We start from the raw sequence: 23400 nt of genomic DNA, 5'->3' as shown, positions 1-23400 counted from the left end.
GAGTATTGATGGGGCCGACTTGTCCCTTCATAAGTGTAAAGATGGTGGTGTTAGAGGCTTTGAAACACATAAAACAGCCAAACTTGATAAAAGTTTGGCTGTTTTATGGAGGGTCGTTATTACCCAATCATTACCAAGAACAATTAATGCCTGTAATGTTGGATTCTGGTCGTTCGTAATCCAGCTAAACCGTGTTCATCAATCAAACTTTGCCATGAAAGAAATTCTTCTACGGTTAAAGTGTAGCGTTGACACGCCTCATCAAGACTTAACAATCCACCTCTAACCGCCGCAACAACTTCCGCTTTGCGACGGATTACCCAGCGCCGTGTCGTTTTTGGCGGTAGATCAGCGATTGTAAGTGGACTTCCATCTGGCCCAATAACATATTTCATTTGTGTTTTTATCAAATTGGTCATCGTATCCTCTAACTCTAGTCAAGGACTTGATTCTTTTTTAAAGCATGAAATTTAAAAAAGAGCTAAACACGTTGAAAGAAAAAATTAACAAAGTAAGTTACTATGTAAAAATAACGTGCAAAGTGAAATGCGGAAAAGCGCTTTTTATAGTGTTTTTATCGGTGTTTTTTTTAAGAGTAAAAAGGATTTTCATTGTGCCTTATTTCCATCACTCTTTTTTGTTTGCAGTTGCTGTAAAGAAAATCATGCTATTGGTTGTGGAAAGAATAAAAAAACAATATAAAGAGACAATAGATAGCGTGTGTAACGCCATTAATCAATCGATGACTATTATTAGAGAATAAGTACATGTTTTTGAACAGTCTTGATTTGCCAGGACCACCTGATAATTCTCGTATTGTTGTTGCAATGTCGGGGGGTGTTGATTCATCAGTTGTTGCGGGTCTCTTAAAAAGGGAAGGGTATGATGTCATTGGGATTACCTTGCAGCTTTATGATCATGGTGCCGCAACACATCGAGTAGGGTCGTGTTGTGCTGGACAAGATATTGAAGATGCTCGCCGTGTAGCAGAAACTTTGGGGATACCTTATTATGTTCTTGATTATGAAAAACGGTTTCGCGAAGCAGTGATTGATCCTTTTGCAGAAAGTTATGCGCATGGAGAGACCCCTGTGCCGTGTGTCGCGTGCAATCAAACTGTCAAGTTCGCTGATTTATTAGCAACTGCACGTGAATTAGGTGCGGATGCTTTGGCGACGGGTCATTATATTCGTTCTCGTCCCCATGGTGCGCATCGGGCACTTTTTCGTCCGCTCGATAACGATCGTGATCAGAGTTATTTTCTTTTCGCAACGACGCAAGAGCAGATTGATTATTTACGCTTTCCACTTGGAAACCTTCCAAAAGCACGTGTTCGTGAAATAGCAGCAGAAATGGGCTTTGTTATTGCGAATAAGCATGACAGTCAGGATATTTGTTTTGTTCCGCAAGGAAAATATTCTGATGTTATTACAAAATTGCGACCAGAAGCAGCAAATCCTGGAGTTATTATGCATATCGATGGACAGATCTTGGGCAAACATTCGGGAATTGTTCATTATACTGTTGGTCAACGTCGTGGTATTGGTGTTGCAACGGGTGAAGCGCTTTATGTGGTTTATCTTGATGTGGAAAATGCGCGTGTTATTGTTGGGCCGCGTGAAATGTTGGAAACACGTAAACTCTTTTTGCGTGATGTCAATTGGTTAGGTGATGAGCCGTTGGATCATTTTCCTCCTGATGGTATTGAGATGGCTGTAAAAGTTCGTTCAACTCGCCCCCCTCATCTGGCGCGTTTGCATTATCACGAAGGTGTTTTTTCTGTTGATTTGTTGGAACGTGAAAATGCTGTGGCACCAGGGCAGGCTTGTGTTTTTTACGATGGAAATGATCATGAAGCACGTATTCTTGGTGGTGGATTCGTAACACATTCACAACGTGCTGCTGATACTGAAGGGATGTTAAAACGTGTTTTGTGCAATTTGGAAACAAATACAGATGTTTCTTCTGAACTTAAAACAACCGTTTCTTATAAATGATAATGATCTGCTTATGGGCATTGTTTTATAACTTAAAATATTATTCCTTTTAGCAAAGTTTATCAAAATCGCTAAAATGGGCGAGTGCAATGCCTGTTGCAGTGGAAACATTGAGACTGTCAAAGCCCTGAGCCATGAGAATACGTAAGGTTTCTGATCTTTGTAGTATATCGGTTGGCAGGCCATCACCTTCTGTTCCTAAAATAAGCGCTGTTCTTTTTGTTGTTTTTGCTTGCTTGAGTGTTGTACATCGGACAGAGGGGGAAAAAGTGCATAAGTATGAAAATTTGCACCATGGAGCGTTTCTAGAATACTACTATTATCAGCTTCTTGTGTATAGGGGGACTTTTAGAGCAGCGCTAACAGAAACTCTGATGGATTTGCGGTAAAGTGGATCGCATGAGGTTTTGTCGATAATAATGCTATTACTAGCAAAGGCAGCAGCGTTGCGAAAAATAGCCCCTATATTATCATGGTTAGAAATACCGCATAAAACGAGAATCAAAGCTTCTCCTGGTAAATCTTGTAAAAATTGTTGTAGTGATGGTAGTGTTTTGCGTTTACTGACACCGAGTATACCACGATGAACATGGAAACCGACAATATTGTTCATAATTTTTTGCGGAACGCAATAAATGGAACATGCTGGTTGTGTCTTCTCTAAAAGAGGCATAAGTCCAGGAAGACGTTCTGTTACTATGAGCAATGAGAGAGCAAAAAAATCTTTCGAATAGAGCAATGCCGATAATATTACTTTGCCTTCAGCAATAAATTTATGTTGTTGTCCTACAAGATTTCTTTCACGAATGTTATAATAATCGCTCAGACGTGTATCATCCGTTTGGTAGATTGGTGTAATATTCAAATGCATAAAGGGGGTCTTCGTACTCTTTTTACTAAATTACGAGATGTTAAGTGTTTACTTGATTTTGATAAGAGAGGCAAAAAAATTCATTATTTTAAAACCTATGGTAGAATTTTGGTTGACATGTTGCAACTATAGGTATAAAGTACAAATATCGAATGCAAAACAATCTATGTTGTTTTCGTATCGGTTGTAGAGTTTTAGGTCCCCGCTATTTCCTAAGCTCTACACACCCTTAATTTGTAAGGGAAAAGAATCTGGGTCCCCAATGCCCAGATTCTTTTTTTGTGGGGATCATCGTGTTTTTTCTTTGTTTTTGAAGATGCGTGTTGTTTTAGCAGGCATATTTTTTGATACCGTTACGGTATGGGTTGCAAGGAGAATGATCCGTGTTTTTCTAGCTGTGCGCGTTTATGCTGGTATATCGATTGGTTTAATGTGCATAAAAGATTGAATTATGGTATGAAAATATGATCTCTTTGAAAAAAATAACAGGTATTCTCTCAGTTATAAGGACGGAGCATCTATAGGGATGTAGCATCATTATGCGTTTCAAAAAATATGGATGATCAGGGATATGCACTTTATTTCCTTGAGGATTTATTTTTCTTGTTTGTGCCGTATCGGCATTATTTTATTTGTCAATGTCTATCCTATAGCTGGACAGTTGTTGTAATAACAATGATGGATTGTGCTGGTTGTTCGATATATTGTGGTGTTTCTATGACATTGAAGAAATATTGGCGGGATTTCAAAAATATCATAGGATATATGGGTGAGAGGGATATATGGGTGAGAGTATTTTTCCTTATTGCGTTAAGACAAGGGTCTAGATATGGCTGTAAAAATCAATATACAAAGCTTAACTTTATACTCTATTTTTGTTGCTTGTATTGTTTTTGCTTTGAAGTATTGGGCATATTATATTACTAATTCGGTTGCACTTTATTCAGATGCATTGGAATCGATTGTTAATATACTTGCCGCATTGGCTGCGTGGTGGGCTGTTAAAGTCAGTATGAAGCCGGCGGATCATGATCATCCTTTTGGACATCATAAAGCGGAATATTTTTCTGCGATTCTTGAAGGAATCCTGATCATTATTGCGGCAATGATTATTTTAAGAGAAGCATGGATCGCTCTTTCGACCGTTAAATTGTTGCAAAAACCTGGAATATGGATCGTTATGCATCTTAGCGCAAGTGTCATAAATTCCCTGTGGGGATTTGTGCTGATTCGGCAGGGAAAAATCCACCGTTCACCAGCTCTTAAAGCCGATGGGGTGCATTTTATAACGGATGTTTTTACCTCTTTTGCCATTTTAGTTGGTTTGATTGCTGGATTTATAGGGGGATGGGAGATCTTGGATCCGATTTTAGCAATCATTGTTGCCATTAATATTCTTTTTCAGGGCTGGAAGGTGATTAATAGTGCCGTTCAAGGGCTTATGGATGTTGGAGTTGAATTGAATGAAACGATGCGGATTCGTGAGCTTATTTCTGCAAATGCGCAGGGTGCACTTGAAGTTCATGATTTGCTTACGCGTGTTGCTGGTAGGGTGACTTTTATAGAATTTCATTTGGTTGTACCTGCCGTAATGTCGGTTGGAGAAGCACATCAGATTTGCGATAAAATTGAAGCTGTTCTGCAAAAAGAATTTGATAATGTGCGCATTTCTATTCATGTTGAGCCGGAAGAGGAGGCGAAGTTGCCTCTCGGTACAACGGTTGTTCCTTTTATATAAAAATTTTTCTCAATTATTTGATATTGTAAAATATTGTATTTTTTGATGATATAAAGTACCCTCATCCTATAAAATACAGTGATCGTTTACATCTGATCTCAGTTTCATTGCATCAATTAAGCATAGAAAAATAAAGTTCAACGGAATATTTTTTATCCGGACTTTTTCAGTGAGTTTGTGATATGAATCACAACACTGATCGAGGGGGGGAAATAATCCCAAGAGAAATGGGATTTCTTATGAGATTAGTGGTTAAGATTTGTTTTCCTTAGAATAAGGAGAAAACAAAGCTATTATTTAAAGGGGTATGAAGTAAAGAGATTTTTGTTTTTTGCTGTTTTTGCAGTTTTGAGGTTGTTGTTAGCACGTGTTTAAAGATTAATTGTTTCTGTACAGGCAATTTCATTGTTTTGATTGATAAGGCTATAACGTTGCAATTGGCAGCGCCATCGATGGTGAAAGCTTTCAATAGCAAATAAATTGAAGCCTGCCGGTGGTTTTTTATCATCAAAAGCTTGCGATGCAGAAGAAACACCAACAATAGGAATTGATCCCATTGTTCCTGTAATAGTGTGCAATGTGGGGAGATGGGTATGGCCGTGAAGAACGAGTTCACAACCATGGTGTTTGATAACGTCTAGAAAACGATTGATGCCCCATAGTTTTTTATGCCAAGCGGTTGCATGGTGAAAGGGGGGATGATGTATCATGACAACACGAAAAAGATTGCGTGTCGCAGCCTCATTTAAAAGTTTTGATAAAGCTTGCGCTTGTCTTTTGCCAAAATAACCAAAAGCTTGAAAAGGTGGTGTCGCAATAGCTGAGGAAGTTCCTATAATGGCAACATTCTTGCGAATGCGCATATAAGGAAAGGGCAGGGCAGGATTTTGAGGGAAATCACCTGTAATCCAAGGTTGAAAGAGAGTACAGGCTTTTTGGAATGCACCACGAACGTAGGCGTCATGATTGCCAAATGTTAAAGAAATGTCTTGAGGTTGTCCTTGGTTAAGCAACCAAGTGTGTGCTTGTTCAAATTCTTTATCGAGAGCAAGATTAACAAGATCACCAGAAATGACAAGATGGTCTGGATTTGTTTTTTTAAAGGCTTCCATTAAAGTTTCTAAAACATTGGTTTCCATTTTGTGTTTGCGTTTTTTTTGCCAATTAAGATAGCCAGTAAGACGCTTTCCACACAGTTCAAATAAAGAAGGTTGTGGTAGGGGGGAAAGATGCACATCCGATATATGAGCGAGATAAAACATAGGCGTTAGCATAGCGCGGAAAACGATTTAGGCAATACAAAAGAGTATAAGAGTTGCCATTATAAGAACTTCCTCAGCTATTGCGTGTCCATTTTTTTGAGGCAAGAGAGGATTATAAAATAAAAAAAAACGATTTGCCGAAAAGGTAAGAAAAGTTTTTGGAAATTGATACTTATTGGTTTTGAATAAAACAAGACAGCATACCCCATCATATTATTCTTTATTTTATTGGGGAGTAATGTTGCGTAGCGTGTGCTGTCTTGTAAAATTGTCATATAATCTTTGGTTTTTTTAACGTCCTTCACGATACCACAGACTGTTCAATAGTAAAAGGCATGCAAACAGTGCAAAGAGACCAGAAAAGACCGGAAAATAGAAAGAATTCATTAAACGGGTTTCTGTTGCTTCTTTTAAAACAATTGAAGGGGCACGAGAAGGTGCGCGGTCTTTTTGCGATTGAATCAGTTTTAATGGAGGAAGATGAAGACCTTGTTTTTCGTTGTCATATAAACGTACGGTATAACCTCCAGTGTGTTGACTGATGGGAGCTAGTTTTTCTTTCGTTGAAATTAAGTCAAACCGTTCCAGATTATCAAGCATTCCTACAGCAGAAAAGGCTGTTAAATTATCGTTTTTTATCGTAAAAATTCCTGTTTCATTGGTATCAATCGCGGCTGTAAAGACACCTTCTTGCTCTTTTGTAAGGGTGATATTTTCTCTTTTTCCAGAAGGAAAAGTTATTTCCGCTGGCTCTGGATGATCTTTGAGTGTTTGGCGACGAACGGTTAAACGATAATGATTGCTAGTAGCGCTTAACTTTTCCTCTTCAAGTTCAGGTTCTTTCATAAGCCAATGGGCAATGCGGCGATAAAGAGCAGCATAAGGACCTCCACCCTCAAAACCTCTTGCCCAAAGCCAACTTTCATCGGAAAGCAGCATACCCACACGTCCTTTGCCAACATGGGAAAGAAGCAAAAGCGGTTGATCATCAGCACCTTTCATGAGAACCTTGCCTTTGTGCATATTTTGAATGGCAATTTGTCGTAACCAGCGTCCCCATTGAGAGGCTGGAGTGGTGGAGGTTGCAAGATCTCTGGTTACAGGATGACGTTCACCTTGTTTGGTTAATGTGGGGCGAAAAGGTTTTTGAAGGATAATGCCATTGGGTAATGCTGGAAGAACGCTTATTAAAGGTGTCTTTGCAAGCGAATTTTCTTTAGTAAATTCAGGTCCTGTTACGATCAGCAACGCACCGCCCTTTTGTACATACTGCGCGATATAATCATAATAGATTAATGGCAGAACAGCAGAATGTTGATAGCCATCAAGAATGACGAGATCAAAATTATCAATTTCTTCAACAAAAAGTCTTTTTGTAGGGAAAACCACAAGTGATAATTGGCTTGATGGTGTATTATCCGCTTTGTTGGGAGGACGCAAAATAGTAAAATGAACAAGATCTATATTAGAGTCACCTTTCAGAAGATCGCGCCATGTCCGTTCCCCATTGTAAGGTGCACCTGAAATAAGAAGGACATGCAAACTTTCTCTAATGCCTTCAATAATAGCCATAGAACGGTTGTTTTCAAAGCTTAATTCGCCTTTATGTATATTGGTGGAGACTTGAATAATATTTTTTTCAGCGTGCGGAAGGGTGATTTCAGTTTGAAAAATGATACCAGGGGTTACAGAATATTGACCAACTTCTTGTCCATTGATGCTTACAATAATATTTGCTTTCTTAGGGAGAGTGTCTTGGCTGTGTCCTTTATCTTCTACTAGGATAGAAAGCATCTGTGGTTTGTTAATAAGAGCAAAACGAGGGGGAGAAATAATTTTGATTTGCCGATCAAATTCATCAGATCTTCCTGTTATCAGAGCGTTGATAGGTGCTGTAGAGTGAAGATCTGCAATGGGAGGAATATCATGAACTTGTCCATCGGTGATAAAAATTGTCCCTGCATAACGAGAGGGTGGGATATCAGATGTCGCTTGTGTTAAAGCATGAAACAAATTTGTTGAGGCTGTATATTGATTATCAGCAAGTTTTCCAGCTTCGATAAAACGTGGTTCAAATTGTGGATAATTTGCCAAGGCATTGATTAATTGCGCACGTGCTTCATGACTATCATTGGTACGTGTGCCAAATGTTTGGCTTTTGCTGCGATCAATGACAATGCCTACCGTACTTTTAAGCGGTTCACGCTGCTCTTTTATAATCATTGGATTAAGCAAAGCAAGGATGAGAGATGCCAATGCCATAAGGCGCAAGAAAGATCCTTTACGTTGTGTAACAAGACCAATAATGACAAAACAAGCCGATATTCCTCCTAAGGAGAGAATCCAAGAGAGAGGCAAGAAAGGCTGAAAAGTAAAGAATGGTATCATTGCTTTCTTTCTCGCTTAAAGCGTTCTAAAAGTGCTGGAACATGAACTTGGTCAGCTTTATAGTTTCCTGTAAGGACGTAGATAACTATATTTAATCCTGCACGAAATGCCCAGAGGCGTTGCATTGGATCATTGGGAATAAGGGGGTATTTCCACATGCCTTTTTTATCGAGTGCCCAAGCCCCAGCAAAGTTATTTCCGGTAATCAGGAGAGAACTTACATTATCACCAAAGCTTTGAGAATTGTTTGCTTTTTTATTGGTTGAGGATGATTCAACCCACAAAGGTGAACCACGGTAGAGACCGGGAAAATCCGGCATAATATAAAAAGAACGCGCAATCACATGATCCGTTGAAGCGGGTTCAATAGCGGGGATATTTAATCCTTTTAAGATGGTTCGTAATCTTTGTGTCTCTGGAGTCGCCGCACCTTCAAGATTAAGGTTGGCGTTTATTTGATCGCGTGTGTCAAAGAGAATTGTGCCTCCGTGTTTCATAAAGTTATTGATTTTTTCTAGGCTCTTTGGTGTTGGTAAAGGACTATTCGCATCAATGGGCCAGTAAATCAGAGGATAGAAAGCGAGTTCATCTTTATCGAGATCAAGAGCTCTTACAGAACTTGGCGAGAGCATTGTCCGTTCTGCGATAAATTGGTTGAGTGCTTCTAGACAACTCCTGCTCGTTGTGTCAATTTCATGGTTATGTGTCACAACGTAAGCAAGGTGTGTTGCACCCGCTGCTTGTATTATCGTTTCATCGTTATTTTCTGTCCCTTGTGCATGCACAATTGCGCTATAGAGAAAAAAGGTAATGAGACTTATTACAAGGGATAAGAGAAGCAGTATATTACGCCGCCGGTTAAAAGAAAAAGCGCTTCCCCTCCATAACATAAGAAAATTGTCAAAGGCGAATAATAAGACGGCTAATCCTAACAGTGGACCAATAAAGTGTTGTTCTTTTGTATCGTAAGAGAGAGGACTTTCTTTTAAGGAGGATGATAACGATGATTGTTTCTTCAAATGTGATGAAGGGTTTAAGAGATTAAGGGCATAAAAATTATTTTTTACACCATAAAGCCCAGGAGGAGTAAGAGAGGAGGGAGAAGGTGGATTTTGGTTCTCAAGGACCAGTGAGACAACATAAGGAGGAGGTATTTGTAGTTTTCCATCAGCGGTCATTGTTCGCCAAGGCTTTTGTATTGTTGTTTTTTCTTTTATGGGTGTTGGATTTGCGTCTTTATAGGCGCTCAAGGTGATCAATTTTTGCAACATTTGCGCAAAAAAGCCAGAAAGAGGAAGATTTGACCATGTGGGATCTGGCGCAATATGAATCAGAATGAGTGTTCCTTTGCCACGTTTAGACGCTGTAATAAGGGGGGTTCCATCAGAAAGACTAAGCCATGTTTTTTCAAAAAGATCTGGGCTTGGTTCTGCTAAGATTTGGCGTGAGACAGTGACATCTTCTGGAAAAGGAAGATTAAAGAATAAGCTATTTTTTGCAAATGGCGCAAGTTTTTGTGGTTTCGTCCAAGACATAATACTCCCAAGTGAACGCTTGCCATGACGAAGCGGCACCGGAAGCAGACTATCGTAATGTTCTGCAGTACTCAGATTTTCTCCCGCAAAGCGGATGAGTGTTCCTCCTTTATTGACAAAGTCAGAGAGTTTGTTTTCAGCTTCTTTTGACATGTTGACAATGTCACCCATAATGAAAACAGAAGGATTTTGTTTGAGTAAGTGATCAAGATCGGTAGAAAGTTCGCTTCCATCGGCTGTTATAAGTTGTGTATGGCCTTGTAATGCTTTGATAATATAGTAAAATGGAGAGAGCAAAGGTTGTACCATTTCACGCGTGTTTGGTGAGAGAAGAGCAACACGACTCACCCTGTTATGGCTGTCTACTAAGAAGGTTGCCGCAGCATGGGCTTGATTGCTCATTTTTATCCAAGCAATGTCATTGCGCAGCTCAAGGGGAACATTAAAAGGTACGAGCGTTGTTGTTTCTCCCTCAGGGAAATTGGTCGTAAAACGATTGAGGAGTTGATTGTTTGCATCATAAAGGTTCAAGGTGACGGGAGTCTTGCCATGGGTTATTGAACGGATAACGCGTACGGCCATATCGCCATTGTTATTTTCTATAGCTGTTATGCCGGTTAAATCAGAAATATCAGATAAGTACCATAGAAATGTTTTGGGTTTAAGTTGTTCAATAAGAGAGAAAGTTTGATCATCTTCCTCTGTTTGTAAGCCATCACTTAAGTAAGCAATATCAAGAGGTTTCCCTTTGTTTATTTCAATCAGCTTTTTTAGGGCATGTATACGATTGACCGGCCATGGTCGGGGTTGCAAATGCATTAATTGTTGTTTGATGGTTTCTGCCGGAAGAGGACCTCTATTGGCGTTATCATTTTCGGCTGTTGCAAGAAAATAGATATTTTTTTGCTGTTTTTCTGCTTGTGCAAGGAGATTTTCAGCAATAGAAATACGTTTTTTCCATTCTCTTATAGATGCCCATCCATTATCGATAATAAGTGCTAGGGGTTGAGAGCCGGAGAGGATAATTGGTTTTTGATTCCAAATAGGTTGCGCTAAAGCGATAATAATGAGTGCTGCTATGGTTAAACGTAATAACAGTAACCACCAGGGTGTATGGTTTGCCGTTTCCTGTTGGTGCGTTGGTTTTGGAAGAAAACGCAAAGGAGGAAAGAGTTCTTTATGCGGAGATGGCGGTGTTATGCGCAACAACCACCAAATGATTGGTAAAGACAAGAGTCCTAGTAAAAGCAGGGGGGAAGCAAAACTCAAGGCAACCTCCTAGAGTGAGATGGAGAGTGCCCAATTTTGTTTGCAAGATGCAAAATGGTTTGGGTAAAAGATTGGTTTGTTTTACTCACATGGTAGGTCCATCCTTGGCGTGCGCAAAAGTTTATTAATTGTTCTCTCCTTGCTTGGTAGAGTTGGCAATAGTTTTCACGAAGATCTTCTGCTTTTCCCAAAATATGCTTTTCTTTTGTTTCGGGATCAAAAAACTCTGTATGGCCTTTGTAGGGAAAGGTTTCTTCTGCAGGATCAGCAATTTCAATTAAATGAGCGGAGACTTGTTTTGTCGATAAAAGGGTTAAATCTCGGATAATCTTTTCAGGATGATCGAGAAAATCGCTTATGATAATGGCGTGTGAAAAACGCGTAATCGTTGAAAAATTTGGAAATGGATTTTCACTTTGATAATTTTTTAAAGCGAGAGCTATGCGTTCTATGACATTGGTTGCCATTGTAGGAGGCATTAAAGTAGGGATAGCAATATGTTCGCCACTGCGTGCAAAAAGTGATGCTAATGCAAGGGTTAGAATGATGGCATAATCACTTTTAGCGATTTTGGAAAAACGCGAACAATAATGCATGGATGCACTTTGATCAGGCCATAGCCAAACTGTTTGTGTTACTTGCCATTCCTGTTCACGGAGGTAGGTATGTTCATCACGTGCTGAACGACGCCAGTCAATGCGGGTAATGGATTCCCCTTCCATATAGGGGCGAAATTGCCAAAAACTTTCTCCGCTCCCTCGTTTACGTTGCCCATGCCATCCCGTGATCAGTGTATTGGCGATTTTACGAGCTTGTAAAAGAAGATATGGCATTTTTGCTGCATCTTCCTGTAGTTTTTCCGTCAGTGATATTGGAGACTTTGGAGAAATTTTTTTGCCAATAGTCATTTCAAAGAACATCTTTTATGAGATTATTGATAATATCTTTTACGGTTATATTTTCAGCATGTGCGGAAAAATTGAGTGCCATGCGATGCTGTAAGACGGGATAAGCCAATGCTTCAACATCATCAAGGGAGGGTGCTAAACGACCATAATAAAGTGCACGAGCACGGACACAAAGTGAAAGTGCTTGTGATGCGCGAGGACCAGGCCCCCAAGCAATATAAGTATTGGCAAGAGTGTTGTCTTTATGAGGGCGGGCCAAACGGACAATCTTTAAAATGGCTTCTACAACATTTTCTGAGAGAGGCATTTTACGAACAGTCTTTTGAATTTTTTGTAATTTTTGAGTTGATAAAATCGGTTTTGCCTTTTGCTTTTTTTCTCTGGTTGTTTCTAAAATAATACGCCGTTCTGTGGTTAGATCAGGATAGTCAATATCAATTTGCATCAAAAAGCGATCCAGTTGTGCTTCAGGAAGTGGGTAGGTTCCTTCCTGTTCAAGAGGATTTTGCGTTGCAAGCACATGAAAAGGTTGTGGTAAATCATAACGGGTGCCTGCAACGGTAACATGATATTCTTGCATGGCTTGTAAAAGAGCCGATTGCGTGCGTGGAGAAGCACGGTTGATTTCATCAGCCATAAGAAGTTGGGTGAAAATGGGGCCTTGGACGTAGCGGAAAGAACGTTTGCCGCTTTTATCTAAATCCATAATTTCAGAACCGATAATGTCTGATGGCATTAAATCGGGCGTAAATTGAATGCGTTTTTCATCAAGTCCCAAGACTGTTGCTAAAGTTTCGACAAGACGCGTTTTAGCAAGTCCTGGTGCGCCAACAAGAAGGCCATGCCCGCCAGAAAAAATAGCTATTAAAGCATATTCAATTACGTGACTTTGTCCAAAAATAACTTTGTCAATTTCTTGTTGTAGAACATTCAACTCTTTGTGTGCTGCATCAATATCATCAATGATCATTTGGGCTTCATTATTGCTATTGGCTTTTTTAAGAGAATTGGATGATGGATCACGTTGACTCATATTTTTTCCTTAAGGCGTTTGTCGCAAAATCGATAATTTTCTCTGCATGGTAATAAATATTTTATGATTTGTAGCAGAAAATGAGAAGAAAAGAAGGATAATATGTTATTTTTTAATATTTGTATACCCACAGCGCTCTCTTTGAAATACGCGAGATTGAAGCAAATAAGAGTGTTGTGTAAGGGGATGTATTGGAGATATCATTCTCGTAAAATATCTGTTTAAGGTAACAAGAGCAATTTTTTAAAGGATTCGAGGGTGGGCATAAGACAAAACTTCAAAGACGTTAAATGGTTACAGCATGGTGATATCCAAACACTTCTTCGTATTTTGTCTTTTGGGGGTGAAGAAGCACGTATTGTGGGGGGGGCGGTGCGTAATCAGCTGCTAGGGCAGCCTATTAGCGATATTGATATTGCGACAACTTGCTTGCCGCAACAGGTTATCGTGCGTGTAGAAGAAGCAGGATTTAAAGCCATTCCTACAGGAATTGCATTTGGTACAGTGACGGTGGTTTCTCCATCATGTTCTTATGAGATAACAACACTTCGCTCTGATATTGAAACGGATGGTCGTCATGCAAAAGTAGCGTTTGGTCGCGATTGGAAAAAAGATGCTAGACGGCGCGATTTTACGATTAATGCGCTTTATTGTGATGCCGATGGCCACCTTTATGATGATGTCGGCGGTTTGAATGATATTGCTAGCCGGACAGTCCGTTTTATCGGTATTGCAGAAAATCGTATTCGTGAAGATTATTTGCGTATTTTGCGGTTTTTTCGCTTTTTTGCTTGGTATGGAGCTGGAAGACCTGATGCGCAGGGGTTGAAAGCATGTGTTGGTTTAAAAGATGGTTTGCGAAAACTGTCCTGCGAGCGCATTTGGGGAGAGATGAAAAAACTTCTCGCTGCTTCAGATCCAACACGTGCTCTTTTATGGATGCGTCAAAGTGGTGTTTTAACACGTGTTTTTCCCGAAACGGAAAAATGGGGCATTGATGCAATCCACGCATTGGTAAAAGCAGAACAGGCTTTTGGTTGGAAAATTGATCCGTTGTTACGGCTGGAAAGCCTTCTCCCTCCTGATCCTATACGTCTTCATGAAATGGCACAGCGTTTGCGTCTTTCTAATAAGGAAACAACGCGATTAAAGGAATGGGCAGGGTTAAAAATGACGAGCCAAAACTGTTCAAACGCTTTTGTGCAAAAAATGATTTATTTTCATGGCCGTCAGCCGGTTTTAGATCAATTGTCCTTGTGCGTGGCAGCAGCACATGTTTCTACCTTAGATGAGGATGAGGTTGCGCAGAAAGTAGAAAGTTATGTGCGGCTTTACCAGTTTGCTCAAAAATGGCAAATCCCTACTTTTCCTATTAATGGTAAGGATTTAATAAAAAAAGGTTTCTCTAAAGGGGTTTTGTTAGGAGAAAAACTCAAAGAGCTCGAGATACTATGGATTGAAAGTGGGTTTTCAATGGATCGTAATACCTTATTAGAAAAAATTCAATTATAATACAGAATGTTATAAAGAATCTTTGTTATTTTCATAGAGCAAATTGTTTATAGCATTTTGATTACTGAGAGTCATCATAGTGTGATGAAGTAATAAGCCGGCATCATCATACTCTTCGCCAGCCCCCAATGTTGCAACAGCCCTTGTTATTGAGACGATTCATTAAAAGCATTTTTGCTCCTTTCTAAACGGTTTTCACCCCACACACCAACCCCACTTGTGACGTGCAAAGGGATGGTTTTGATTGATTCAACATAAGGGGATTTGAGATGAGAGAATCTTACAATATTCGGGAGTCTCATTTAACAGGCAATACAGTAAATTATCGTTATAAATCAATGGTTTGTGGTGTTGAAAGCCTCCTTTTAAAAACTGTTTTTCATGGGCAAGGTGTTTGTATTTTTATCAAGATTTAATTTCTTAGTGTTTTTTTATAAAGTTTCTCTTTTTTCATGATAACCAATTTGACGAAGCGCTTCTCCTGTTGTTATGGCCACACTCATTGCCAGATTGAGAGAACGCGCGTGGGATTGCATGGGGATTTTTAATGCACAATCAACAGCTTCATGAATATAATCAGGAACGCCGGCTGATTCACGACCAAAAAGTAAAACATCGTTTTTTTGATAGCATATTTGCGTATAGCATGTTTGTGCCTTTGTGCTTAAAAGCAAAAGACGACGGTTAAAATGTTTCATAGCATGTATGAAATGTTGCCAATCAATATGCCGCTCTAGCGAAGCATATTCTAGATAATCGAGCCCTGCACGCTTAAGATTGCGATCTGACAGATTAAAGCCTGCTGGTTCAATAATGTGTACATGTAAACCAAAACAAGCGCTAAGACGCAAAATTGTTCCAGTATTACCAGCGATATCCGGTTGAAAAAGCGCAATATGAAGTGTCATATGCTCTATAGTATGTTTTTTTGTTCGTGTTTGTAAAGAAGTTCTCTTGTTTATTCAAAGAATATCATTGAGAAGCATAGATTTTTTGTATTTTACTGCCATTTATTCTGTATTTTAGAGAAAGCTCTGTCTTTAAGTTTATTATGAGATACGTGGAATGTAATCAAAGAAAACAACGATTGCTAATGCGTTTTGATACGAATGTAAATAGTAACAAAAACATATTTTATTCAGAGGGTGTTCGAGACAACTTTATTTGCGAAGTTTTATTGCATATGAGAGATGCGTATCCGTGCCCGGTAAATGGTATACCGATAAAGCCATTGTGCACCATTGTCTTTACGCTTATGAAGGTGCAAGCCAGCTCCATCATACTCTTTGCTAGCCGCTAATGTTGTAACAGCCCTTGGTATTTAAATGATTCAAATAGGCATTGTTATTCCTTTCTCAATGTTTTTTACCCACACGTTATTCCCGCTTATGACGTGCAAATAAATGATTTTGATTGATGCAAAATGAGAGTGTTTTAGATGAAATAATATTATGATTTTTGGGAATCTCATTTAATAGGCAAAACGATAAATTATACTATAAAACAATGTGTTGTATTGTGAGAACTTTATTGGTCATAAAAATAACATGTGGAGACGTTGCAGTTTAGAATGGGTATTTATCGCTTTTTTACCAATATTCATAGTGTCAGAACTTTATGATTATGATGAAGTTCTAAAGAGAGTTTAATGCGAAATTTAAATTTTTTATAGAGGTTGGTTATAAAAATCTCTGTATAAATCTTTTCCTATGAGGCAAGAGTTTTGTGTTTCATAAATTGGTGGTTGAAATTTGTTTTTGTTAAAAAATCTTGGTTTTTACAATAAACAGCGTAGCAATAGCAGATCATATCTTTGAAGAGGGGGCTTTATCGTTGAGGATCTTGAGAATGAAAGCATCAGAATGGGGGGAGAATTGTACTCTTTTTGAGAGTGGGAACTATAAGTTTTTGGACGAGATAAAAAATCGCATAAATGGTAAGAAATTTTTTGAGGAGTTTTATGGTTTAGGGAACTCAAAGATCAGGGATTGTACAATGGAAGTTGGTATGGTAAAAGGTGTCTTAGAGCTATGGATACCTTATTGTTAAGGGAATGAGTGAGCAAACAAGGCGCGATTTTCTGTTTTTAGTAACAGCTGTGACAGGGGCAGTTGGAATGGGTTTTGTTGCGTGGCCTTTTATCCGTCAATTTCGTCCAGATGAGGTTGTTTTGGCATCTTCTTGTGTGGAGGTAGACCTTTCTGGGATTGAAGAAGGCATGTCGATAACAGTGAAGTGGCGGGGACAGCCTGTCGTTATTCGTAACCGCACTACAAAAGAAATTGCTGAGGCTCGTGCTACCAAATTAAGCCTTTTGAGAGACCGTCAGGCACGTAATCCTAATCTTGAAGGGGAAGACGAGGCAACAGATTTTGCGCGCTCGGCAGGTGAGGGGCGTGAGAATTGGCTTATTATCATTAATCTTTGTACGCATCTTGGTTGTGTAACACTTGGACAATCAGGAAAATTTGGAGGGTGGTTGTGTCCATGCCACGGGTCTGTTTATGATACAGCTGGAAGAGTGCGTTCAGGACCCGCTCATTATAATTTAGCTATACCCCCTTATCGTTTTCTTTCTGATACTTTACTCAAAATAGGATGAGGTGATGACAAAATTTCCTCCTTATTTTCCTAAAAATACTGTTGCTCGTTGGCTGAATAAGCGTTTTCCTCTTCTTCGTTTTTTTTATAATGCGTTTGTTATTTTTCCTGTTCCACGTAATCTTAATTACTTTTATACATTTGGCGGTATTTTGACCGTTATGCTTTTATCGCAGCTTTTGACCGGCATTGTTTTGGCATTGCATTATGTTCCAGACGTTCATTTGGCCTTTGAAACTGGTGAACGCTTTAGGCGTGAGGGGCAGTTTGGTTGGCTTTTTCGTCCATGGCATTGTGTAGGATCGTCCTTCTTTTTTATTGCTGCTTATCTTCATTTAGCACGCGGACTTTATTACGGTTCTTATAAAAATATGCGCGAAATGGTTTGGATTACAGGTGTTTTTATCTATATCGCTATGATGGCAATAGCATTTTTTGGTTATGTGCTTGTTTGGGGAATGATGTCTTTTTCAGCAGCTTCAGTGGTTGCTGGTCTTTTGAAAGCTATCCCTTTGGTGGGGACATGGCTGCATGAGACACTTCTTGGTGGTTATAGCGTAGGACAACCAACCTTGAATCGTTTTTATGTTTTTCATTATGTTTTATCATTTGTTTTACTTTTTTTTGTCGGGCTTCATATTTGGGCACTTCATCAAGTTGGACAGGGGAATCCAACCGGTCTTGCAATAGAATCCGATGAGGAAATTGTTCCTTTTTTTCCCTATGCGTTTATGAAAGATCTGTTTGCCATTCTTGTTTTTTTGCTGTTTTTTTCTTGGTTTTTATTTTATATGCCCGATTATATGGGACAAGCTGAAAATTATAGCGTTGCTGATCCTTTAAAAGCGCCTCTTCGTGTCGTACCAGAGTGGTATTTTTTACCTTTTTATACGATGCTGCGTGCTATAACTTTTAATATTGGTGTTCTTTCATCAACTTTTGTGGGCGTTCTTCTCTTAGCGGGATCGGTTTTTGTTTGGATGTTTGTTCCATGGTTAGATCGCTCTCAAATATGCTCGGCAAGATATAGACCTGTTTATAAAATTTTCTTTTGGGCCTTTATTTTTGATGTTCTATTTCTTGGTTGGTTGGGGTCAAGAGAAATGAGTGATAGCATTCTTTTATGGACGTACTTAGCAATCGCTTATTATTTTATATTCTTTTTGGTTGTTTTGCCGGTCCTCCCTCTTTTTGAAAAGGGGCGCTCTCTTCCTGCTTCAATGACTGAAGATATGAAACAGAAAAAAAATACATTATGGTGAATATTTTTATTGGATTAATTGTTATAGCGACGCTTAGCTTTTCTTTTCAGAGTGTTGCAAGGAACGTTTCTGTTAAAGAGCAAGAGTTTCGTTCTTTTCCATTACGTGCTCCTAAAAAACAAGAATGGAGTTTTTCAGGGCCATTTGGGGTTTATGATAAGGTGCAATTGCGGCGTGGTTTCCAGGTATATCGGCAGGTTTGTGCCAGTTGTCATGGGTTGAAATATGTGGCTTTTCATGATTTAAAGGCGCTAGGCTATAATCAGCAGCAGATCCAGAATTTTGCCAAGCAAAATGAAGTGAAAGATGGCCCTAATCGAGAAGGTGAATTTTTTAAACGCGCTGGTATTGCAACAGACACTTTTCCTTCTCCCTTTACTAATGAAGAAGAGGCAAGATTTATTCTCAAGAGTGCTTATCCTCCAGATCTCTCGTTGATGGCACGAGCGCGCGTCATATCTTTGCCATTTCCTGCTGTTATTTCTGATGTGTTGACGCATTACAATACGGCCGGTCCAGATTATATTACAGCTCTTTTAACGGGATATCAAAAGGCACCAGAAAATAAAAAAATTGCTGGGGGCTATTGGTATAATCCTTATTTTGTTGCAAGTGATACTTTAACGATGGCGCCTCCGTTGCGTGATGGCATTGTTTCCTATAAGGATGGGGCACAGGAAACAGTTGAACAATATGCGCGTGATGTCTCTGCTTTTTTGATGTGGGTTGCAGACCCTCATATGGAGATTCGTAAAAAAACTGGGTTTCGTGTTATCTTGTTTTTAATCATTTTGGCAAGTCTTGTTTATATTTTGAAAGTCCGTATCTGGCGTAGTTTAGAAGAAAAATTGGGAGAGAATAGGAAAGGCTGAAAAGAAGAAAGGGCTAGGGTACTTGTTGCGAAAGAGCATGGAACAAATCGGATCATGATGCATTGAGTTTTATAAAGTAAAAGCAAAGTAAAAACGGAGATGTTAAAATGAAGAAAATTGTATATACTACTCTTATATCAGTTTTGATGGCTTCTAGTCCTTATGCTCAGCCTCTGACAATTCCTCATAAACCTGAAATGATTTCTTCAACAGGGACTGTACAGGTGGGTTCAGATATGTCTGTGCGTTATGTTACGCCTTTAGCAACGGATTTTGTTGCTTCAAGTCTTATTGGTGCAAATGTATACAATATAGATGATGAAAATATTGGTGAAGTAAAAGATATCATTCTGCGTGAAAATAATATTGCGGGATTTGTTATTGCTGTTGGTGGTTTCCTTGGTTTAGGGGAAAGTTATGTGGTTGTTGCTCCAGAAACAATCCAGATGATAAATGATTATGGCAAATGGAAGCTTATTACCAATGCAACAAAGGATTCTTTAAAACAGGCTCCAACTTTTAAGTACGAAGGACGTTGGAGCCGTTAATTTCGTATTTTCTTTTCTATGGAAAGAGCAGTGTTATCATGATCTATGATGGCACTGTTTTTGTGTAAATCTTTCAAGTTGAAACAGTGAGATGAAGTAGATATTAGGTGAAGATGAAGTAGATATTAGGTGTTATGTTTAAAGAGCATAATATCACCGTCTTGCACAATGTATTCTTTGCCTTCATCACGGGCTTTACCTGCTTCTTTTGCACCATTTTCTCCACCTAGAGCGATATAATCCTCGTAGCTGATGGTTTGAGCACGAATAAAACCACGTTCAAAGTCTGAGTGGATCACACCAGCCGCTTGGGGGGCTTTTGTCCCACGCACAATCGTCCATGCGCGTGTTTCTTTGGGGCCACAGGTAAAGTAAGTAATCAGATCAAGCAAAGAGTAGCCAGCACGTATGAGGCGGTTTAAACTTGGTTCAAAGAGTTCTAAGGCATTAAGATATTCTGAGGCTTCTACATCATCAAGTTGGGTGATTTCTGCTTCTATTGAAGCAGAAATGATGACGCTTTGCGCATTTTGCTCTGTTGCTATTTTTTCAACAGTTTTGGTGAAGTTATTTCCATGAGCGGCGTCATCCTCGCTCACATTGCAAACATAAAGTACCGGTTTGGACGTTAAAAGGTTTAAATTATCAAGGATACGGCGTTCATCGGAAGAAATTTCTTTGAGTAATAACCGGACAGGGCTTCCTTTCTGTAGTAAATCCAATGCTGCTTCCATAATGGGAAGAAAGGTGAGAGCTTCTTTCTCTTTGCCGGTTGCACGTTTACGGATTTGTACAATTCGTCGCTCAAGGCTTTCAAGATCTGCAAGCATAAGTTCTGTTTCAACAGTTGTAGCATCAGAAACAGGATCAATACGGCCTTCTACATGGGTAATATCATCGTCTTGAAAACAGCGTAAAACGTGAACGATGGCATCGACTTCTCGGATATTGGCTAAAAACTTATTGCCTAAACCTTCACCTTTTGAAGCGCCTCGTACGAGTCCAGCAATATCAACAAAACTGATGCGTGTGGGTATGATTTCTTTTGAGCCGGCGATTGATGCAATTTTTTCCATTCGCAAATCTGGAACAGCAACTTCACCGGTATTGGGCTCAATTGTGCAAAAGGGATAATTGGCAGCTTGCGCTGTTGCTGTTTTTGTTAATGCATTAAAAAGGGTTGATTTACCAACATTAGGTAATCCCACAATACCACATTTAAAGCCCATGAGCATTTTCTTTTCTATTGATTTTATGATTCAGACGAAACATCTTTGACATTTTTATAGCATATTTTAAGAAGAGTTATAGTCTCTTATTGCCGTAGATAAGAAAAAAGTCTATGTTAACGAGTGGGTTGCTTTTTTAGACATCTTTTAAAACCCTCTCTCTTAAGGATAAGAGATTTTCAAATTAGCGTTAATAATACGCTAAGTTTTTCATAGTATGCAAGTTTGCATAAAGAATTAATTGGAGAGAATGTAAGAGTGTTATCTCGTCGTGCTTTTTTAATTGCAGCACCTTTGGCTTTGGTTGGATGTGCTACGCGTCAATCAGATATGTCGTTTGTTCCTTCTCAACAAGTTATGCATATTCCAGCAGAGATGCAGGCCTTATACGGTCCTGTAACCAATGAGCCTTACTTATTGCCCGCTATTGATCTTACGACAATTGATCCAAAATTCTGGCGTCAAAAAGTGATTTATTATACATCTTATCCACCTGGAACATTGGTGATAGATACGCAGAAATGTTTCCTTTATCTTATTGGTAAAAATGGACAGGCTTTGCGTTATGGTATTGGGGTTGGTAAGGAAGGGTTGGCATTTGAAGGTGAGGGGGTTGTGCAGCGCAAGCGTCGGTGGCCAAATTGGGTGCCTACCGTGGCAATGATGGCGCGAGAACCAGAACGTTATGGTCATTTGGGGGGAGGGATGCCTCCAGGACCCGATAATCCTTTGGGTGCACGAGCACTTTATCTGTTCAAAAATGGGCAGGATACACTCTTCCGTATTCATGGTTCTCATGAGTCTTGGTCTATTGGTCGCGCTATTTCAAGCGGATGTATTCGGTTGCTTAATCAAGATATTATTGATCTTTATGATCGTGTTTCTGTTGGCGCACGTGTGGTGGTGTTGCAAAATGATGAGCGTCGAGCGGCTTTAAGTCAACGATCAAGAATGTATGATCCGCTTCAGGAGACTATTAATCCAGAGAGTTTCTTTTAATTTTAAGGATGTGATCTTTGTTCGTATCATTGGATGATTTTATCAGATGAGAGGAAATGTAGTGCGTATATTGGTTTTCTGTAATCTCTGAAGTGGGGAGACAGACAGCTTAATTTGGGAAGAATATGAAGGCGTAAAGGAAAAAATCAGTCTCCAACCTTACTATCACTCTTTAACTCGGCCTTACAACTTTCAAAAGCATCCACAGAAAGATCTTTTAAAATAATAGAGATTGCACATTACCTCACGTTTTTGTTTGTCACGTTCTTCAATGGAGCGTGACCTTGATGTAGAAGAGAACGCCATTGGGTTGCCAATTTATGCGCTTTAAAAAAACATCTCTCAGTGCATCCAAGCCTATTTTATGGCTCTTCCCGTAGATGCTCTAGTGTAAAAACCATTGAGTACCACCATTTTTACGTTTGTAAAGGTACAAGCTGGCACCATCATTATATTCTCTTGTCACCCAATGTTTCTGCTGCTTTTGTATTAACGCGATTTATGAGAGGCATTTTTATTCCTTTCTTTTCGTGTTTTTGTCTACACAATTATCCTGTTTCTTATGTACAAGAAGATGGCTTTGATTGATTTGGTATACCATAGATTTGAAATGAGAGAATCTTAGGGTATTCGGTGGTCTCATTTAAGATAAATAACGGTATATTATCCTTATAAATTCATGTGATGCTGGTTTATTTCTTCATGCTCTTTCTCTTTAAAAAGAGTCTTATGTATGAGAATTCAACAATGTATGATTGACTTTGTGTCCTAGAACGATGAACTGTTATAGTGGGTTTTCATTTTTTATTGTTCGTGCGATTTCGTTCATAAAAAGGCTGTTATCACCCTTGATGAGGAGCGGAATGTTTTTGGCAATTGCTTGTAAAAGAAGGGGAAGCCATTCTTGATCGGATTTTGCAAAATTTCCTAGCACATGTTGATGAACAAGTTCTTTGGAATTGGGACGTCCAATCCCTAAACGTAGACGGCAGTAATCAGTGCCACAATGGGCATCAATGGATTTTATACCATTGTGTCCGTTGTTTCCTCCACCGATTTTTACACGTACTTTTCCTGGTGGGAGATCTAGTTCGTCACAAATGATAAGCAAATTTTTTAAATCTAACTTATAAAATCGTAAGGCTTCGCCAATGGTTTGACCGGAGAGATTCATAAAAGTTTGAGGCTTGAGAAGAAGAATTTTTTCATCATTTATGAGACCACTGGAAATTTCGGCTTGAAATTTTTTTGACCATAGAGAAAAAGAAAAAGATTGGTAAATGGCATCAATAGCCATAAAACCAATATTATGGCGGTTATTTTGATATTGTGAACCAGGATTGCCAAGACCAGCAATGAGCCACATGCGTATGCCT

Annotated in this window: 19 protein-coding genes and 1 pseudogene; 10 read left to right on the top strand and 10 right to left on the bottom strand. The window is 39.2% G+C overall.

The window, feature by feature from the left end:
• Positions 1-143: 143 nt before the first annotated feature.
• Positions 144-419 (bottom strand): CtrA inhibitor SciP, encoded by a 276-nt coding sequence (gene sciP, locus NMK50_RS07010; RefSeq protein ID WP_004863244.1) that lies wholly within the window; start codon positions 417-419, stop codon positions 144-146.
• Between the two features lie 71 nt (positions 420-490).
• Here sciP and NMK50_RS07005 point away from each other — a divergent pair, with 71 nt between their 5' ends.
• Positions 491-763 (top strand): hypothetical protein, encoded by a 273-nt coding sequence (locus tag NMK50_RS07005; RefSeq protein WP_254769883.1) that lies wholly within the window; start codon positions 491-493, stop codon positions 761-763.
• A 4-nt stretch (positions 764-767) separates the two neighbouring features.
• Positions 768-1997 carry a tRNA 2-thiouridine(34) synthase MnmA gene (mnmA, locus tag NMK50_RS07000; protein WP_254769882.1) on the top strand — a complete coding sequence of 410 codons (1230 nt, stop codon included), beginning with the start codon at positions 768-770 and terminating at the stop codon, positions 1995-1997.
• 49 nt (positions 1998-2046) lie between these two features.
• Here mnmA and NMK50_RS06995 read toward each other — a convergent pair.
• Positions 2047-2610, bottom strand: a pseudogene (locus NMK50_RS06995) (TrmH family RNA methyltransferase).
• 1087 nt (positions 2611-3697) lie between these two features.
• Here NMK50_RS06995 and NMK50_RS06990 point away from each other — a divergent pair.
• Positions 3698-4606 (top strand): cation diffusion facilitator family transporter, encoded by a 909-nt coding sequence (locus tag NMK50_RS06990; RefSeq protein ID WP_254769881.1) that lies wholly within the window; start codon positions 3698-3700, stop codon positions 4604-4606.
• Positions 4607-4977: 371 nt separating this feature from the next.
• Here NMK50_RS06990 and NMK50_RS06985 read toward each other — a convergent pair whose 3' ends face one another.
• From NMK50_RS06985 to NMK50_RS06965, 5 genes are all read right to left on the bottom strand, one after another.
• Complete coding sequence (locus NMK50_RS06985; RefSeq protein WP_254769880.1) at positions 4978-5880, bottom strand: metallophosphoesterase family protein; 903 nt, start codon at positions 5878-5880, stop codon at positions 4978-4980.
• Positions 5881-6159: 279 nt separating this feature from the next.
• Entirely contained in the window at positions 6160-8256 is a 2097-nt protein-coding gene (locus tag NMK50_RS06980) for a hypothetical protein (protein ID WP_254769879.1), read from the bottom strand.
• Entirely contained in the window at positions 8253-11060 is a 2808-nt protein-coding gene (locus NMK50_RS06975; protein WP_254769878.1) for a DUF4159 domain-containing protein, read from the bottom strand. Before NMK50_RS06975 ends, NMK50_RS06980 begins: the two co-directional genes overlap by 4 nt.
• Positions 11057-11968: a DUF58 domain-containing protein gene (locus NMK50_RS06970; RefSeq protein WP_254769877.1), complete on the bottom strand. Its 912-nt coding sequence runs from the start codon at positions 11966-11968 to the stop codon at positions 11057-11059. Before NMK50_RS06970 ends, NMK50_RS06975 begins: the two co-directional genes overlap by 4 nt.
• Before the next feature lies 1 nt (position 11969).
• Positions 11970-13001, bottom strand: a complete 1032-nt coding sequence (locus NMK50_RS06965) for an AAA family ATPase (RefSeq protein ID WP_254769876.1) — start codon at positions 12999-13001, stop codon at positions 11970-11972.
• 258 nt (positions 13002-13259) lie between these two features.
• On the opposite strand from NMK50_RS06965, the gene NMK50_RS06960 reads away from it, so the two are divergent.
• Both NMK50_RS06960 and NMK50_RS06955 read left to right on the top strand, forming a co-directional pair.
• The gene (locus NMK50_RS06960) at positions 13260-14513 is read left to right on the top strand and encodes a CCA tRNA nucleotidyltransferase (protein WP_254769875.1); all 1254 of its coding nucleotides are present in this window, start codon (positions 13260-13262) and stop codon (positions 14511-14513) included.
• 269 nt (positions 14514-14782) lie between these two features.
• Positions 14783-14929: a hypothetical protein gene (locus tag NMK50_RS06955; protein WP_254769874.1), complete on the top strand. Its 147-nt coding sequence runs from the start codon at positions 14783-14785 to the stop codon at positions 14927-14929.
• Between the two features lie 15 nt (positions 14930-14944).
• Here NMK50_RS06955 and NMK50_RS06950 read toward each other — a convergent pair whose 3' ends face one another.
• Positions 14945-15421 carry a tRNA (cytidine(34)-2'-O)-methyltransferase gene (locus tag NMK50_RS06950; RefSeq protein ID WP_254769873.1) on the bottom strand — a complete coding sequence of 159 codons (477 nt, stop codon included), beginning with the start codon at positions 15419-15421 and terminating at the stop codon, positions 14945-14947.
• 1145 nt (positions 15422-16566) lie between these two features.
• Here NMK50_RS06950 and petA point away from each other — a divergent pair.
• The 4 genes from petA (at position 16567) to NMK50_RS06930 (ending at position 19796) form a co-directional block, all read left to right on the top strand.
• Positions 16567-17115, top strand: coding sequence for a ubiquinol-cytochrome c reductase iron-sulfur subunit (gene petA, locus NMK50_RS06945; RefSeq protein ID WP_254769872.1), 549 nt, complete (start codon positions 16567-16569; stop codon positions 17113-17115).
• A gap of 4 nt (positions 17116-17119) precedes the next feature.
• The gene (locus tag NMK50_RS06940; protein ID WP_254769871.1) at positions 17120-18376 is read left to right on the top strand and encodes a cytochrome b; all 1257 of its coding nucleotides are present in this window, start codon (positions 17120-17122) and stop codon (positions 18374-18376) included.
• Positions 18370-19248, top strand: coding sequence for a cytochrome c1 (locus tag NMK50_RS06935; RefSeq protein ID WP_254769870.1), 879 nt, complete (start codon positions 18370-18372; stop codon positions 19246-19248). Before NMK50_RS06940 ends, NMK50_RS06935 begins: the two co-directional genes overlap by 7 nt.
• A gap of 107 nt (positions 19249-19355) precedes the next feature.
• Complete coding sequence (locus tag NMK50_RS06930; protein ID WP_254769869.1) at positions 19356-19796, top strand: PRC-barrel domain-containing protein; 441 nt, start codon at positions 19356-19358, stop codon at positions 19794-19796.
• Positions 19797-19921: 125 nt separating this feature from the next.
• On the opposite strand, the gene ychF is transcribed toward NMK50_RS06930, so the two are convergent.
• On the bottom strand, positions 19922-21025 hold the full coding sequence (gene ychF, locus NMK50_RS06925) for a redox-regulated ATPase YchF (protein WP_254769868.1): 1104 nt from the start codon (positions 21023-21025) through the stop codon (positions 19922-19924).
• A 258-nt stretch (positions 21026-21283) separates the two neighbouring features.
• On the opposite strand from ychF, the gene NMK50_RS06920 reads away from it, so the two are divergent.
• Complete coding sequence (locus tag NMK50_RS06920) at positions 21284-22024, top strand: L,D-transpeptidase (protein ID WP_254771211.1); 741 nt, start codon at positions 21284-21286, stop codon at positions 22022-22024.
• A 784-nt stretch (positions 22025-22808) separates the two neighbouring features.
• Here NMK50_RS06920 and pth read toward each other — a convergent pair.
• The gene (gene pth, locus NMK50_RS06915; protein WP_254769867.1) at positions 22809-23390 is read right to left on the bottom strand and encodes an aminoacyl-tRNA hydrolase; all 582 of its coding nucleotides are present in this window, start codon (positions 23388-23390) and stop codon (positions 22809-22811) included.
• Positions 23391-23400 lie beyond the last annotated feature (10 nt).

Source organism: Bartonella harrusi, from assembly GCF_024297065.1.
Taxonomy (GTDB): Bacteria; Pseudomonadota; Alphaproteobacteria; order Rhizobiales; family Rhizobiaceae; genus Bartonella; species Bartonella harrusi.
This window is presented reverse-complemented; position numbering and strand designations above follow the sequence as displayed.

What these genes read in the sequence shown, in the direction of transcription:
- sciP (WP_004863244.1), bottom strand. Translation starts at nt 419, where the DNA reads ATGACCAATTTGATAAAAACACAAATGAAATATGTTATTGGGCCAGAT.
- mnmA (WP_254769882.1), top strand. Translation starts at nt 768, where the DNA reads ATGTTTTTGAACAGTCTTGATTTGCCAGGACCACCTGATAATTCTCGT.
- NMK50_RS06990 (WP_254769881.1), top strand. Translation starts at nt 3,698, where the DNA reads ATGGCTGTAAAAATCAATATACAAAGCTTAACTTTATACTCTATTTTT.
- NMK50_RS06985 (WP_254769880.1), bottom strand. Translation starts at nt 5,880, where the DNA reads ATGCTAACGCCTATGTTTTATCTCGCTCATATATCGGATGTGCATCTT.
- NMK50_RS06980 (WP_254769879.1), bottom strand. Translation starts at nt 8,256, where the DNA reads ATGATACCATTCTTTACTTTTCAGCCTTTCTTGCCTCTCTCTTGGATT.
- NMK50_RS06970 (WP_254769877.1), bottom strand. Translation starts at nt 11,968, where the DNA reads ATGACTATTGGCAAAAAAATTTCTCCAAAGTCTCCAATATCACTGACG.
- NMK50_RS06965 (WP_254769876.1), bottom strand. Translation starts at nt 13,001, where the DNA reads ATGAGTCAACGTGATCCATCATCCAATTCTCTTAAAAAAGCCAATAGC.
- NMK50_RS06955 (WP_254769874.1), top strand. Translation starts at nt 14,783, where the DNA reads ATGAGAGAATCTTACAATATTCGGGAGTCTCATTTAACAGGCAATACA.
- NMK50_RS06950 (WP_254769873.1), bottom strand. Translation starts at nt 15,421, where the DNA reads ATGACACTTCATATTGCGCTTTTTCAACCGGATATCGCTGGTAATACT.
- petA (WP_254769872.1), top strand. Translation starts at nt 16,567, where the DNA reads ATGAGTGAGCAAACAAGGCGCGATTTTCTGTTTTTAGTAACAGCTGTG.
- NMK50_RS06940 (WP_254769871.1), top strand. Translation starts at nt 17,120, where the DNA reads ATGACAAAATTTCCTCCTTATTTTCCTAAAAATACTGTTGCTCGTTGG.
- NMK50_RS06935 (WP_254769870.1), top strand. Translation starts at nt 18,370, where the DNA reads ATGGTGAATATTTTTATTGGATTAATTGTTATAGCGACGCTTAGCTTT.
- NMK50_RS06930 (WP_254769869.1), top strand. Translation starts at nt 19,356, where the DNA reads ATGAAGAAAATTGTATATACTACTCTTATATCAGTTTTGATGGCTTCT.
- ychF (WP_254769868.1), bottom strand. Translation starts at nt 21,025, where the DNA reads ATGGGCTTTAAATGTGGTATTGTGGGATTACCTAATGTTGGTAAATCA.
- pth (WP_254769867.1), bottom strand. Translation starts at nt 23,390, where the DNA reads ATGTGGCTCATTGCTGGTCTTGGCAATCCTGGTTCACAATATCAAAAT.